At 71.6% G+C, this 16,290-nt stretch carries 4 protein-coding genes and 1 pseudogene; 4 read left to right on the forward strand and 1 reads right to left on the reverse strand.

All coding sequences use genetic code 11. The features are described from left to right. A pseudogene (locus tag AB0O11_RS37525) lies at positions 1-136 on the forward strand (ISL3 family transposase); the annotation flags it as partial. A gap of 99 nt (positions 137-235) precedes the next feature. On the opposite strand, the gene AB0O11_RS37530 reads toward AB0O11_RS37525, so the two are convergent. Further along, positions 236-496, reverse strand: coding sequence for a hypothetical protein (locus tag AB0O11_RS37530; protein WP_363396527.1), 261 nt, complete (start codon positions 494-496; stop codon positions 236-238). A 207-nt stretch (positions 497-703) separates the two neighbouring features. Here AB0O11_RS37530 and AB0O11_RS37535 point away from each other — a divergent pair, with 207 nt between their 5' ends. The 3 genes from AB0O11_RS37535 (at position 704) to AB0O11_RS37545 (ending at position 16,198) form a co-directional block, all read left to right on the forward strand. After that, positions 704-12,934, forward strand: coding sequence for a hypothetical protein (locus AB0O11_RS37535; RefSeq protein WP_363396530.1), 12,231 nt, complete (start codon positions 704-706; stop codon positions 12,932-12,934). Between the two features lie 524 nt (positions 12,935-13,458). Next, a complete protein-coding gene (locus AB0O11_RS37540; RefSeq protein WP_363396533.1) occupies positions 13,459-15,078 on the forward strand; it encodes a hypothetical protein in 1,620 nt (539 codons plus the stop codon). A gap of 76 nt (positions 15,079-15,154) precedes the next feature. Next, complete coding sequence (locus AB0O11_RS37545) at positions 15,155-16,198, forward strand: hypothetical protein (protein WP_363396536.1); 1,044 nt, start codon at positions 15,155-15,157, stop codon at positions 16,196-16,198. The last annotated feature ends 92 nt before the right edge of the window (positions 16,199-16,290 follow it).

A 16,290-nucleotide genomic window follows, 5' to 3' on the forward strand; every position in this document is an offset into this window, starting at 1 on the left:
CGAGAGCATGAATACCAAGATCCGGCTGATCACCCGCATGGCCTTCGGCTTCAAGGACGCCGCCGCCCTGATCGCCCTCGCCATGCTCAGCCTCGACGGCCACCGACCCCACCTACCAGGCCGTCAAGCTGCATGAACCCACCCACGGAAGCAACAGGAGAGCCGCAATCCTGCGGATACTTCTTCGGGGCGGCCATAGCCACAGGTCCTCTCATGAGACCCATCTGAACCGCTGTCACCACCCTCCGCATCCCGGGGGAACCTCATACCAGCGGGTGAGGTGCTCCCCCAGCGTCCGGCGCAGCAGGGCGAGGGCGCCTTCGGCGTCGGGGCAGCGCAGGGGTTCGCCGCTGGCGGCGTTGGCGACGATGCTGCTGTCGATCAGGGCGGTCCAGGTGCCGTGCTGGACGTCGTACTCCTCGATCCAGCCGACCGGCCGGCCACCCTGCTGAAGTTCCTGGACGGTGGCCCCGTGCTGGGACGGCAGGGGTGGCACGCCTGCCACGGCAGCGGACGGCAAGACCTGGACGACGGTCCTGCGCCGGACCCGGCAGGGGTGGCGGGGGTGGCACGTCTGCCCTCCGTTGGTTGAACGCCCCTGTCGGTGTGTCGCGTTGTGTCTTCCTGGTTGTGTTCCCACCGGTCCGCTCCAATCCGGTCCGGTCGTGGGTGTGGTTCCCCCCTGGTGCTGGAAGGATTCGTGGTGTCGAGGTTCTCTGTGGGTGACGTGTTGTCCGGCCTGGTCAATCTGGGCAGCTCGGGGAAACAGACGCCGTCGTGGTGGGCGTGGCTGATGGGGGCGATCTCCGGGTCGTCGTATCCGAAGGCGGACGTGGCGGGGCTGCTGGCGGGCGCGGGGGCGTTGCGGCGGGCGGCGGGGTTCGTCAACGACCGGGCGCTGGCGGTGCAGCGGGCCGTGGCGGGCGCGGGTGTCGCCATGCCCGGGGCGGGAGCGATGATGGCCTCCACCCTGGTCGGTGTGGGGTCGAGCGCGCGCGATGGCGCCCAAACCCTGGACGAGGGCGCCACCGCACTGGAGGAACAGGCCCGGGAGGTGGACCGGGCACAGTTGATGATGGGCTTCACCGCGGCGATCACGTTGTGGACGGTCGCCCAGCTGGTGTGGGCGGTGGCGGCGACCGGCGGGGCGTCGGCCGCCGCGGTGCCCGCGGTGATGGCGGGGGGTCGTCGGTCCGTCCAGGAGATCGTGGCGGAGCTGCTGGTCGCGATGCGTTCGGGTGCGCTGTTCGGGGTGGGGCAGGATGCCTTCGTCCAGGGCGTCGAGGCGGCGAAGTACCGGCAGGGACTTGACGTAACCTCCCTGCTCATCTCCGCCGTCGGCGGGCTCGCCGGCGGCATCGGGGACGTGGCCGGACGCGGACTCGGCGACCACCTCGCCGGCCCCGACCTCCTGCGCAAGGTGGCGGGCGGGGCCCTGGGCGGGACGATCGGCGGCGAAGCCGGCATGGTGATCTCCACCGCCTGGCAAGGCGGCCCATGGGACCCCACCGCATTCGCCCTCGCCGCCGCCGCAGGCGCCGGCACCGGTGCGATCGGCGGCGCCACCCACCACTACCAGCAGACCAAACACCACAGCGCATTGCCGCCGCACGCGACACCGGAAACCCCCGCGCCCCACACCGAGAACAGCCCGGGCCAGGAACCACACCCCGACCACACCAAGAAAAGCCCCACCCCCCACACCGAGACGAACACGGAGGAAAGCCCCACGACGAACACCGCGACAAACACCGCGACGAACGCGGACACGGGACAGGCCCACCCCGGCGAACACCCGGCCACCGGGAACACCCCGCGACGGGGCACGGTGGGCGCCGGGGAGGAGACAGGGCGGGGACAGGACCCGGTACCGGTCGCCGGCGACCACCAGGCGGGTGAACCGGCCCCGGAACCCGTACCCGCCCCCGCAACGTCTTCCACCGAAGTGTCCGAAGCCGCCCCGTCTCCGTTGTCACCGCACAACACACCGGCCCCCACGGCACCCGCCCCGACCGACCACCACACCGCCTTCGAGACAGAGCCCACCAGCCGGCACACCCCCACACCCCAACCCGCCCACCAACCCACACCCCCCGCTCCCACACATGCCCATCCCGACACGGACACCACCACACCCCAACACCCCACGGACCATCCCACCGAGAGGCCGGGCACCACACCACACACCACACCGGACCAGCACGCCACCACCACGAACACCGCCGGCACCGCCGGCACCGCCGGCACTGGTGACGGCGAGCCCCTGTCTCCCTCCTCGCCCCCCGCGCACACTCCCGCGCGCGTCCCCTCGTACGGGCGCGACGACTGGCGCAGCCGCGAGCCGAACTGGCCCGCAGCCGTCGCAAACGCCCAGACACACCCACTGGTACGTGAGGTCCAGGCACTCGACCCCAAGGACCTGCGGGCCTGGTGGGAGGCGCTTCCCGAAACCCACCGGCAGCACCTGCGCGTGGAAGTGAACACCGTCCTGGCCCCCGCCGACCGCCCCGCACCCGCCGCCAACACCCCCGAGGACGCCGAACTCGTCAAACTGCGCGCCGCGTTCGCCGGCGAACTCGCCCTCCACCGCCACACCGACCACCACACCACCACCAACGACCTCCTCACCCACACGCGTTCACGCCTCGCGGACCACCCGGCCACCACAACCGACACCGCCACGGGAACCGATGGCACCGCCCGAGAAGCCTTCCTCCACGCCGCCGGCCGCCAGGCCACCGCCGCCGACCGCAGAGCCGGCCACCTACCCGCCGGCACCCCCACCACGCGCAGCGGACGAGACACCACACACACCCCCGGCCACACCCCCGGCGAGGGCAGTACCACGGGCCCGTCCTCCCGCCCCACCACCACCGCAGCCGGGAGCACGCCAGGGGCCCGGCCCGAGGAATCCGTGCCCGCCTCGGCAGCGCGCTCCACCACCCGGCCCCGCTGGACCAATCCCAAACTCCCACGGACCGTGGCCGAGCCGACCGTCACCAGGCCGTCCGGGGCATCCGCCCCTGGAAGGCCCTCGGCCGCACCGCGGACCGTCACCTCCGCCCTGACCGCACTCACCCGAACCCTGCGCGGGAAGGGCCCGCGCGAGGACACCCCGCAACAGCCCACCAGCCACACCCACAACGAAGGATCCTCCCCCCGCCCCACCACCACCGCCACTGGGAGCGTCGTGGGTGGGTCACGGGACGGTGGGGCGGAGGCCGCCCGTCCGGCGCGGCGTACCCGCGAGGCCACCGCCGCCGGGCCCGCCAAGGCCCGGGAAACGGCCGCATCCTCCGGGTTCCCGGCCGGGGACGGGGAGGCCGGGCCGAGCTCGCGGGCGGGCAAACGCCCCGCCGCCGGATCCACACCCGGCTCCACCCCCCAGCCCCGCGAACTCCCGGCCAAGCGCACCCGCACCACCACCGAGGCGCCGGAGCGCGAGCACGCCGCAACTCCCGGCCCGTCCCACGACGAGAGCCCGCACATCGAAAACACGGCTGTCGAGAGCGGTGCCCGCGTGGAGAGCGTGCCGCCGGATCCGGTGACCGTCCGGCGGGTGGACGACCTGCACCGGGCCCTGTCCCGGCCGAACGTGAACGGCGTCGAGGTCCTCGTGCTGCTCCACCACCTCACCACGGACCCCGAACAGCACACCGCGATCAGCGGGCGGTTCCGTGAGCACTCCGGCGGCCAGTCGATCGTCGACGCCCTCGCCCGGGCTTACGAGGACGGCCGACTCGATAACGGAAGCCACAAGCTGGCCCGTGAGATCCTGCGCCCCGATGCGGCCGAGGCCCGTGACCTCCAGCCCCTGGAGCGGGTCATGGCCGTACGCGATGCCATCCAGGGCAAGGACGCGCGACGGCTGAACACCCTCCTACGCGGCCTGCGACACCGGGTAACGGAGGTGTCCAACCTCGAGGACGGCTACTCCGACCGGTACTTCCGCGGCCTCCAGGACGACCTGCGACGCGCCTTCGGCGAACACGCCACATACTTCGAATACCTCCTCGGCCACGAAAACGGCCTGGAGGCGATGGTCCTCACCCCCACCGAGGCCGGCAACGGGTCGAGCGTGGCCCCGCACAACCCGTCCGTTGCGGCCGCCGTGGAATACGGTGACGACGGCGGGAAGGTGACGGCCGCGGACATGGTGGCGCACCTGCGGCGGCGGGCGCAGTCGGCAGGCACAGCCGGTGGTGTAGAAGTCACTGCGGGTGGGATGGGCCCGGACATGTTCGGGCGACGCGTGTTGGCACCGGCCCCGGAGTTCATGGCCGGGCACGACTACCGCGGCCTGTCTCCCGAGCAGACCCTGTACCTGTACGACCGGCTCGACATGCTGCGGCCGACGCCGTCGCACGCCGAGATGGACCCCGCCCGCTGGGACCTGAAGGCCTACCGTGACAAGGTCGTGCGTCCCACCGATGCGAACCGCCCCCTGACCGGCTGGGCCCCCGAGGCCACCGCCCCCATGCCGGAGAAGGCCCGCCAGGGCATCCCCAAGATCGCCTACTCGATCTGGTTCGGCTCCGTCCTTCGCCCCGAGGGCAAGAGCAAACTGTTCTGGAACCGCCTCGCCCAGAGCACCCGCCAACACAGCGATCTGACCTTCGTCCACCTGACCGAGCTCACCCGCACGGAGGTCCGCACCGCCCTCGACCAGCACACCCCGCCCGCCGACCCACGGCAGAGCGACATCTGGCACATGGTCCGCTGGGCCCGCGACAACCGGATCCGCCTCGTCAACGTCCACGAGCGCTACCACGAGGGCCAGCCCATGGCCGCCCACGACGCCTTCCACGCCCGACTCAACCGCCGCAACGGCTTCGGACGCGCCGCCGCCTCCGACATCCTGCGCCTCAACCTCCTCGAGGGCGGCGGCCTCTACCTCGACGGCAACAAGCTCCTCAACGACCCCGACGCCTTCCGCAAGACCGCCGACAGCCAGGCCGGCTTCGCCTACACCCTGCAAGCCGGCAACGGCGGCTTCCTCACCCTCCCCGGCCACCCCTTCTTCCGAACCCTGCTCGACAACACCACCACCAACTACACCAAGGACCAGCCCGCCCTCTTCCACAACGCCGCCACCTACCAGCGCCGACACTCGAAACACGTGCGCGTCAACTTCCGCAACTCCATCATGGAACGCAGCGGTCCCGCCGCCGTGCGCAAAGCACTGATCGAGCAGGGGTGGTACCTCGACGGCACCGGTCACCCGGCGGCCCGTGAGGGTGATCCGCAGATCCAGCGCCTGAACTACGACGACCCCAATGAGGGGAGCTGGAAGAAGGGCGCCGAACCGGCCCGTTCCGTGCTGGGACCGGCAGAGGTCCTGGACCGGGTCACCGACATCACCCAGACCCTCGTCGACAGCATCGCCAACAACCGCGGCACCCTCGACCTCATCGGCATCGAGGCCGCCCTGAAGGAACTGCCCGACCCCACCGCCGCCCTCGAAGCCGCCCTCACCTACCTCGCCTCCCGCGAGGACCTGCGCACCCGCGTCACCGGCTACTTCGGCCACCACGACGAGCACGTGGGCACCACATTCCTGCCCGAAACCTTCGGCCTGCTGCACGAGGCCAGACGTTTCCTGCACACCGTGCACGAGCCGGCGCTGATCGGCGACGAGAACGGCACATGGCTGCGCGACCGCACCGCCACCCGCGCCGTTCTGCTCGCCCCCGGCACCAGCGTCCCCACCCCGCAGGACCTGGCCCGCGCCCACACCACCGCCAGGCCCGACACCATCGGCCTGAAACTCACCCCCACCGAACCCTGGCCCGACGACCGCGCGAACGTGGTGAAGGAACACGCCGGACTCCCCCGCTACGACACGAGCCTGGCCGGACGAATCATCGACACGGTCGCCCAGAGCGACGGGGCGGGCGTCAGGGTCCAGGACTGGCACCCGCAGGACCTGCGCGCCTACCGCACCGAAACCGCCCGCATCCTCGGCCTACCGGACCACGACCCCACCACACCCCTGCCCGTGCCCGAGGAAGGGCGTCTCCTCAAACTCCATCGCATACACATCGACGGGACGCCGCTGCCCGCCCACTCCGACGCGCTGTTCCGCTCACTCACCCACGCGTTCGCCCGCACCCTGAACCCCTCCCTCACACCCCCGGACACGGCCAACGCCGAGATACCCCGCATCGAACGCGCCCCCGTCCCCGGCCTGCCACCCGGCCCACCCCCGACCCCGCACGGTGGTGCCCCGCACCCGGTACCGTTCGTCTTCGCCGGCAGTGCGGCGGCCGTCGACCCCGTCACCGCCGCCCTGTGGAAGCCCGTCCTGGACAACCTGCCCGTCCACGAGAACCTGCGCACCGTCCTCGTCCCCTACCTCGGCGGCGACGGCACACCCCACAGCAGCACCGGCCCCCTCACCCAGGAGGACTTCACCAACCTCGCCCGGGCCGCCGGCTGGGAACCCGGCCAGGCCCTGCGCGTGGTCTTCGCCGCCCTCCACCCCGACGCCACCGACGGCTACGACCACCCCGCCTACACCGCCTACCTGCGCCGCGCCGCCCACACCCTCGACCAGGAGCACCCCCACCCCGACGGCGTGGACATCCACACCGTCGGCGCCCTCGCCCCCGACCTCACCCTCAGCCCCGCCAAACACGCCGGCGCCCAGGAGCATGAGAAGGACTTCACCGCCGAGGGCACCGACCACTACTGGGGAGAATGGGTACGCATCTCCACCCGCCCCCACCGCACCCCCCGCTTCATCAGCGTCGACGGCCAACTCCACCCCGCCACCCCCGACCACCACGCCCCCGCCCACCACGCCGTCCTCGACAAGGCCCGGAACATCTCTCCCACCGAACTCGCGACCTGGTGGAACCAAGAGCGCGACTACATGAAGGCCATCGCCCAGCTCCAACTGAAAAAGCTCGCCGAGAACGGTTCCCCCCTGTCCATCGACACCGAGGGAGGACTCCGCACCGCCCACCTCTACACGTTGGCGTTCCGCGAAAACCTGGAGAACGACTTCCCCACGCTGTGGCGGGAACTGAACCGTGACAGCGGCGCGGGAAGCGCCCACGGTGCTCCGACGGACGCCACCCGGTCGACCGACCCGGGCCCGGACTCAACGCCCGATGCGGTCGACATCGCGCGCGGCGACGACCAAAGGCCATCGACAGACCACGACGTGCCGATGGCCGAAGCACCCACCGCGCCCAGTACCACCGACGTCGACCTCACCCGCTCCGACACACCACCCCCCACCAACTCCACCGCGACCGCCCTCACCCCCGCCCACCACGCCGTCCTCGACGAGGCCCGGAACATCACCCCAACCGAACTCGAGGCCCGGCGGAGCGAGAACCCGGCCCGGGCCAGCCACGCCTGGCTCCAGTTCCAGAAACTGAGCGACACGGACACACGCAAGCCGGTGGCCATCGAGGTTCTGCACCGCTACGCCTACCTACACCACGAAGCACTCACGCAAGGCCTCGCAGACGACATTCCCGCACTCTGGCGAGAGCTGAACCGCACAGGCAACGCGGCCGGCACCCACGACACTCCGACAAGCTTCGCCCGGTCGCGGGGTTCGGATCCGGCACCCGGTCCGGCCAGCGTCACGCACGACGGCGGCCGCGCAGCGCCGGCCGAGGAATCACCGGCCGACCGTGACGTGCCCATGCTCGACGCCTCCCCGCGCAGCACCCCCGACGTCATCGACCCCGCCCGCTCCGACACACCACCCCCCACCACCGACCCCACCCTGATCGAGTTCACGCCCGACCACCACGCCGTCCTCAACGAGGCCCGGAACGCCACCCCCGCAATGCGGGAAACCTGGTGGAACGGCGAGCAGGGGTCCGTCAGGGAATTCATCGAGCGCGAGCTCGACACGCTGGCCGCGAACGGCACCCCCCGCTCCGACCCCGAGGACGGGCTCCGCGCAGCCCACCTCTACAAACTCGCGTTCGTCGAGGACCTCGAGGACGACTTCCCCGCACTGTGGCGGGAACTGAAGCGCAGATCCGACGCGGAGAAGCCCGGTGGCGTGCCCGCCGACACCCTCGGGCGGATGGACATGGAGGCGGATTCCCCGTCTGGCGAGGTCGGTGGCGTCGACGGTGGCGACGGGGCGGCGGTGACGGTCGGCGACCTGGTGACCGACCTGCACCAGCGGGCACGGGACCACGGTGGCGCCGGCGGGGTGGCGGTGGCCGCCGGCGGGATGGGCCCGAACCTGCTCGGGCGGCGCACGCCGGAGCCCGCTCGCGAGTTCCTGGCCGGTCATGACTACCGCGACCTGTCGCCCGAACAGTCGCTGCACCTGTTCGACCGAATCGACCTGCTGAAGCCGACACCGTCGCACGCCGACATGGACCCGGCCCACTGGGACCTGACCCCCTACCGCGACAAGGTCGCCCGCCCCACCGACCCGAACCGCCCCTTGACCGGCTGGGCACCCGCCGGCCACGAGCACGAGCCGCTGCCCGAAGCCGCCCGCCAGGGCATCCCCAAGGTCTCCTACTCCATCTGGTTCGGCTCCGTCCTGCGCCCCGAGGGCAAGAGCAAGCTGTTCTGGGAACGGCTCGCCGAACGAGCCGACCAGGACCTGGGCACCACCCACGTCCACCTCACGGAACTCACCCGCGAACAGGTCCGCACCGCCCTGGAACAGCACCACATTCCCGACGACGACGCACAACGCCACATCCGCGACCTGGTCCGGTGGGCCCGAGCCCACCGCATCCGCCTCGTCAACGTCCACGAACTGTTCAACGAACAACAACCATTGACCGCCCACGAAGCGTTCCTCTCCCGGCTGCGCCGCCGCACCGGCGCAGGCAGCGCGCAGGCCAGCGACATCCTGCGTCAGGAGGTGCTGCACCGCTTCGGCGGCCTCTACCTCGACGGCAACAAGCTCCTCAAGGACACCGTCGACCCCGCCACCGGCCGGGCCATGGATCATTTCCAGCGTGTCGCCGACAGTCCCACCGGTTTCGGCTACACCCTCGGCAACAACGCCGGCCTGCTCACCCACCGCAGCCATCCCCTCACCCGCCGCATCCTGGGGCGCATCGCGGCCAACTACACCAAGGACCAGACCACCCTGTTCCGCGACGGCGTCCTGTACCAGGGCAAGGACGAGGCCCGCAGCACGAGCCGCAGGTACTCCACCATGGAACGCGCCAGCCCCATGACCATGGCCGAATCCCTGGCCGAGGCCGGCTGGTACTGGGGCGGCGAGAACCTCCCGCGCGGCCGCGACGGCGACCCCCGACACCACCACCTGGACTACGAGAACCCGTCCGAGGGCAGTTGGTTCGCCGAAACCGAGCCGACGCACTACCGCATCTCCGGCTCGCAGGTCCGTGACCGGGTCGCCGATCTCGCCATGTCCCTGATCGACGACCTCGCCAACAAACGCGGCCACCTCGACCTCATCGACGCCCAGGAAGCCGCCGCCGACCTGCCCGACCCCGAAGCCGCCCTCACCGCCGCCCTGACCTACATCGCCTCCCGCGAAGACCTCCGCACCCAGGTCACCGGCATCCTCGACCACCACCTCAAAGCCGTCCGCACCCCGGCCGGCTACAACTACCGGCCGAGGCGCTTCGAGTACCCCGACCTCACCTCCCGGTTCGTGCACACGCTGCACGACGCACCGTCCCTGATCGGCGACCAGGACGGCTGGTGGCTCAAGGACAAGAAGGCCACCCGGGCCGTCCTCCTCCCCCCCGGCCGGCACACCCCCACCCCCGAGGACCTGACCACCGCCCACGCGCTCACCCGCCCCGACACCTTCGGCCTGCACCGCCTGCCCACCGACCCCTGGCCCGAACAGCAACGCGCCGACGCCCGCCACCACCTACGACACTCCACCAAGCCCGCCCTCGGCCCTCGCGACCTCGACCTCGCCACCCGACTCCTCGACAACATCACCGGCGCCGGCCGCTCGACACTGGCCGCCCACCACAAGGCACCCGACACCATCCGCGCCTACCGGGAGAAGACCGCCCGCATCCTCGGCCTCCACCACCACGACCCCGACACCCCCCTCCCCCTGCCCGGCGCCGAATACCGCCTCCTGCGCATCCACGAATTCACCGTCGGGCTCGGGCCCGGACTCGGTTACGGGCCCGTGCCCGAGCCGATCGCCGAAGCCGTCACCCGCACCATCACCCACATCCACCGCACCGCCTTCGCCACCGAAACCACCGATCCTTGGGGCCGGACACACCCCCACCCCACCGACACGAACACACCCAACCCCACCCCCCACCCACCCACCCTGCACACCGACCCCGCACCGACCACCCTCACCCCCGCCCACCACACCGTCCTCGACCAGGCCCGCAACATCCCCCCCACCGAACTCCACACCTGGTGGAACCGGCGCACCCCGGCACTGAGGGACCTCGCCCGGGAACTCTTCACCGAGCTGACCGGCAACCAGGTACACACACCCGCGGACACCCAGGCCCTCCAGCGCTTCGCCTACCTCCGCCGCACAGCAGTCCGAGCGGACCTGGAAGACGACCTCCCCACCCTGTGGCAAGAACTGAACCGCGGCACTGAGGCGGAGAACACTCATCACCTCCCCGACACCGGCCGGCACACCGACCTGGGCCCCGACTCGAGCTCGGCATCCGGCACGGCCGGCACCACCCGCAACGACAACAAGCAGCCGACACCGGCCGGCGAACCGTCGACGCGCGGTGACGTGCCGATGCCCGACGCACCCACCACCCGCACCACCACCGACGCCATCGACCCCACCCGCTCCGACACACCACCCCCCACCCAGATCGTCCTCACCCCCGACCACCAGGCCCTCCTCGAGGCGGCCCTGGGCTCCACCCCCGCCGTGCTGGAACGCTGGTGGGACGGCGGGCACGAGTCGATCAAGGAATACCTCGAGCAAGAGCTGGACAAACTGGCCGAGAACGGCTCACCCCCACCCGCAGGTCGCGAGGAAAGGCTCCGCGCCGCCCACCTCTACGACTTGGCATACAGTCAGGACCTGGAGGACGACTTCCCCGCACTGTGGCGAGAACTGAAACACAGACTCGACACGCAGAACACCCATCACCTGCCCGCCGACACCGGCCCGCACACGGACACGGACGTGGGCATGGACGTGGCCTCCCCGCCCGCCACAACCCCCACCACAGACGACCGCGAAGGAACGCAGCCCGCCGGGGAGCGGCCCGATGGCGGTGACGTGACGGGGGCCGAGCCGTCCGTCGTGGCCGCCACCCGTTCCGTCGCCCGCCTCACGCTCCACCCCACCGACACACCGGTGGACACCAGCACCCGGATGGACACCGACACGACACCGCCGTCCACCCCGTCCACCCGCACCACACCCGCACCGGCCGGACCCGACACTCCCGCCACCCCTGGCATCCCGGCGCAGCGGGTGTCGACGGATCCGTGGCCCGGTCATCTGCGGGAGCAGGCCCGGGAGTTTCTGCGGGACAGCGCGGCCGGGTTGTCGGCCGGTCAGCTGGAGTTGGCGCAGAGGGTGCTCGACTCGGTGACGGGCGCCGACCACTCCGCTGCCGGCGCGCATGTGTTCGCGTCGCCGGCGGTCATCCGCGCCTACCGGCAGAAGATCGCCGTCTACCTGCGCCGGCACGTGTCGAACGTCGATCTGCGCACCTACGATCCGGCCGGGCCTCTGCCGCTGCCGGGCCCGGAGGCGCGCCTGCTGAGCATCCACGCCGCCCGCACCCCCCTCGGGCGTCCCCTGCCCGACAAGGTCGTTGACGCCGTGACCCGCACCGTCCTCCACTACCAGCGCGGCCCCCTGCGCCACGAACCCCCCACCCCCGCCACACCCGCGACGCCCTCGACGCCCGCCGCACTGAACACCCCGCCCCCGCCCCGCAGCCGGGCCACCACCGCCCGCCCACCAGTGCCCGGCCCGAGCCACCCCACCATCACCGCGAACCCGGCCACAAGCCGTCAGCCCGTCACCACGACACCGGCCACCCGCACACCCCGCCGCATGGGCGCCCCACCCGCCAACGGCACGACCACCGGCACCGGCACCCCCCGGGCCCTCCACCTACCCACCATCACCCTCCCCACCACCCCCGACACCCCCACCACCCCCGACACCCGAACCACCCGCCCCGGCACCACCACCGCAACCCGCCGCCCCGCAACCCCCACCACCCGGCCCACCACCCGAACCGCCCCGCAAACCACCCGAACCCCCCAACCCGCACCCGCACCCGCCGCACCCGCACCCGCACCCGCACCCGCACCCGCACCCGCGGGCAGCCGGCCCACCCCCGACACACCCACCACCCCCGGACCTGCCGCCACACGCTTCAACCACCACCTCACCACCCGCCTCACCCAAGCCGCCACGGGCCTCACCACCCACCCCGACCCCCACGACCCCCTCGCCCCCCTCCGCCACCACCTCTCCCCCACCACCCCCATCACCGACAACCACCTCCACACCCTCGCCCACACCCTCATCAACACCACCCTGCGCATCACCCCCGACAATCTCCACGCCCTCCACACCCTCACCCCTCTCCTCACCCCCGGACCCACCACCCCCACCACCCTCACCACCAACCTCCGCAACCTCACCAACCTCGTCCTCAACACCCAAAACCCCACCAACACCGACATCCAACACCTCCTCCACATCACCACCACCCTCTACAACACCACCCTGCGCATCACCCCCGACAACCTCCACGCCCTCCACACCCTCACCCCCCTCCTCACCCCCGGACCCACCACCCCCACCACCCCCACCACCCTCACCACCAACCTCCCCAACCTCACCAACCTCGTCCTCAACACCCCCCACCCCGACACCACCGACATCCAACACCTCCTCGACATCACCACCATCCTCAACGAAGTGAACGACCTCTTCGACAACCACCCACCCCACACCCTCGACACACTCCGACAAGCAGCCTGACCCACCCCATAACCAAACCCCGACGACGAAGCCAGGCACCACCACGAGACGGTGGCCTGGCCAACCCCGCACAGCTCCGCGGCCGCCCCCTGGACCGGACCGAGTTCTGCCGCAACAGGAACAACAGACCTGAGATCGGGGCCGACCACACGGGAGCCGACAAGCGATTCACCCGCCAGGGGGCCGACACTGACGGCCCCCTGGCGATGAGATGACCAGCCGGCGGCATCCCAGGCCGCACACCATTGCCCGCCCGAGGCGGTCACGCTCGAGGCGGTCACGCTCGAGGCCGACCCCGAAACTGAGAAAGACCGTTGACACCCGCGCAAGGCCTCGGCCGCAGCCCTGCCCCTTGATGTGACGGGGGCGACAGTGCGTCGCCCTGCTTGAACGCCTCTGCCGGTGTGTCACGTTCTGCTTCACGGCCATGTTCCCGCCGATCCGATCCGACCCCGGTCACGGGCGGTCTCGGTCGCGGGCGGGCGTGGTCGCGGTTCCCCCCTTGGCGTTTGGAAGGTTTCCTAGTGTCGAAGTCCCCCGCAGGCGACCTGCTGTCGGGTCTGATCAATCTGGGCAGCTCGGGCAAGCAGACCCCGTCGTGGTGGGCGTGGCTAATGGGCGCGATCTCCGGCACCTCCTACCCGAAAGCGGACCCGGCGGGCCTGCTGGCGGGCGCGGGAGCGCTGCGGCAGGCCGCAGGGTTCGTCAACGACCGGGTACTGGCGGTGGAGCGGGCCACGGCGGGCGCCGGGGTGGTGATGCCAGGGGCGGGAGCGATGACGGCCTCCACCCTCACCGGTGTCGGAGCAAATGCCCGCGACGGCGCCCAAACCCTGGACGAGGGCGCCACCGCACTGGAGGAACAGGCCCGGGAGATCGACCGGGCACAGTTGATGATGGGCTTCACCGCGGCGATCACCCTGTGGACCGTCGCCCAGCTGGCCTGGGCGATCGCCGCGACCGGCGGGACCTCGGCGGCCCTGGTACCCACGGTGATGGCCGGTGGCCGCCGATCCGTCAGCGAGATCGTGGCGGAGTTGTTGGTCGCGATGCGCTCGGGCGCACTCTTCGGCCTCGGCCAGGACGCGTTCGTCCAGGGCATCGAGGCGGCGAAGTACCGGCAGGGACTCGACGCCACCTCCCTGCTCATCTCCGCCGTCGGCGGGCTCGCCGGCGGCATCGGGGACGTGGCCGGACGCGGACTCGGCGAGCACCTCATCGGCCCCGACCTCCTGCGCAAGACCGCCGGCGGGGCCCTCGGCGGCGCGATCGGCGGCGAAGCCGGGACGGTGATCTCCACCGCCTGGCAAGGCGGCCCATGGGACCCCACCGCATTCGCCCTCGCCGCCGCCGCAGGCGGTGGCACCGGCGCGATCGGCGGCGCCACCCACCACTACACCCAAACCAAACACCACAGCGCATTGCCGCCGCACGCGACACCGGAAACCCCCACCCCCCACACCGAGACGAACACCGAGGAAAGCCCCACGACGAACACCGCGACGAACACCGCGACGAACGCGGACACGGGACAGGCCCACCCCGGCGAGCACCCGGCCGCCGGGAACACCCCGCGACGGGGCACGGTGGGCGCCGGGGAGGAGACAGGGCGGGGACAGGACCCGGTACCGGTCGCCGGCGACCACCAGGCGGGTGAACCGGCCCCGGAGCCCCTACCCGCCCCCGCAACGTCTTCCACCGAAGTATCCGAAGCCGCCCCGTCCCCGTTGTCGCCGCACAACACACCGGCCCCCACGGCACCCGCCCCGACCCACCACCAGTCCGCCTTCGAGACAGAGCCCACCAGCCGGCACACCCCCACACCCCAACCCGCCCACCAACCCACACCCCCCGCTCCCACGCATGCCCATCCCGACACGGACACCACCACACCCCAACACCCCACGGACCATCCCACCGAGAGGCCGGGCAGCACACCACACACCACACCGGACCAGCACGCCACCACCACGAACACCACCGGCACCGCCGGCACTGGTGACGGCGAGCCCCTGTCTCCCTCCTCCCCCCCCCGCGCACACTCCCGCGCACAGCCCTTCGTACGGGCGCGACGACTGGCGCAGCCGCGAGCCGAACTGGCCCGCAGCCGTCGCAAACGCCCAGGCACACCCACTGGTACGTGAGGTCCAGGACATCGCCCCGGCCCGGCTGGACGCCTGGTGGCAGGCGCTGCCCGAAACCCACCGGCAGCACCTGCGCGTGGAAGTGAACACCGTCCTGGCCCCCGCCGACCGCCCCACACCCGCCGCCAACACCCCCGAGAGCGCCGAACTCGTCAAACTGCGCGCCGCGTTCGCCGGCGAACTCGCCCTCCACCGCCTCAGCGACCACCACACCACCACCGACGGCCTCCTCACCCACGCGCGTTCACGCCCGGCGGACCACCCGGCCACCACAACCGACACCGCCACGGGAACCGATGGCACCGCCCGAGAGGCATTCCTCCGCGCCGCCGGCCGCCAGGCCACCGCCGCCGACCGCAGAGCCGGCCACCTCCCCGCCGGCGCCCCCACCACGCGCGACGGACGATTCACCACACACACCCCCGGCCGCGGCGCCGCGGCCGGCGGCGGCGAGGGATCCTCCACCCGCCCCACCACCACCGCAGCCGGGAGCGCCCCAGGGACCCGGCCCGAAAGGTCCGTGCCCGCCTCGGCAGCGCGCTCCACCACCCGGCCCCGCTGGACCAATCCCAAACTCCCACGGACCGTGGCCGAGCCGACCGTCACCAGGCCGTCCAGGGCACCCGCCCCTGGAAAGCCCTCGGCCGCACCGCGGACCGTCACCCCCGCCCTGACCACACTCACCCGAACCCTGCGCAGAAAGGGCCCGCACGAGGACACCCCGCAACAACCCTCCGGCCACACCCACGACGAAGGCTCCTCCTCCCGCCCCACCACCAGCCCATCCACACCCACCCGAGAACCCCTCACCACCACCCACCCGGGCACCGGCACGACCCGTACCGCCCGGCCCGGCCCCGAGACATCCGAGCGAGAACACACCAGGGCTCCCGGCCCGCCGACACGTCACCAGCGGGAGTCGAGCAACACACCACTGCTGGCTCAGTCCGAGGAGATGCTCGATTCCAACAGCGCCGACGACGGTGCGGACATGAACGCAGGCACGAGCGAGGGCGCCGGTAATGTCGCGGCATCTATCGGTCCTCCGGACGTGACGGATCCGGGCCAACCGTCGCAGGTCCACGGGTTCGTACTGCCCCGCTTGGAAGCGTCACCTTGAGCTGCTCTGGCTTTCATGGAGTCCCCGATGTCTGGGTTTGTTACGATCCAGGCGTAAGGAGAACCACGAGCAGTGCCAGCACCCCGTAAGTA

Source organism: Kitasatospora sp. NPDC093102 (genome assembly GCF_040683915.1).
Taxonomy (GTDB): domain Bacteria; phylum Actinomycetota; class Actinomycetes; order Streptomycetales; family Streptomycetaceae; genus Kitasatospora.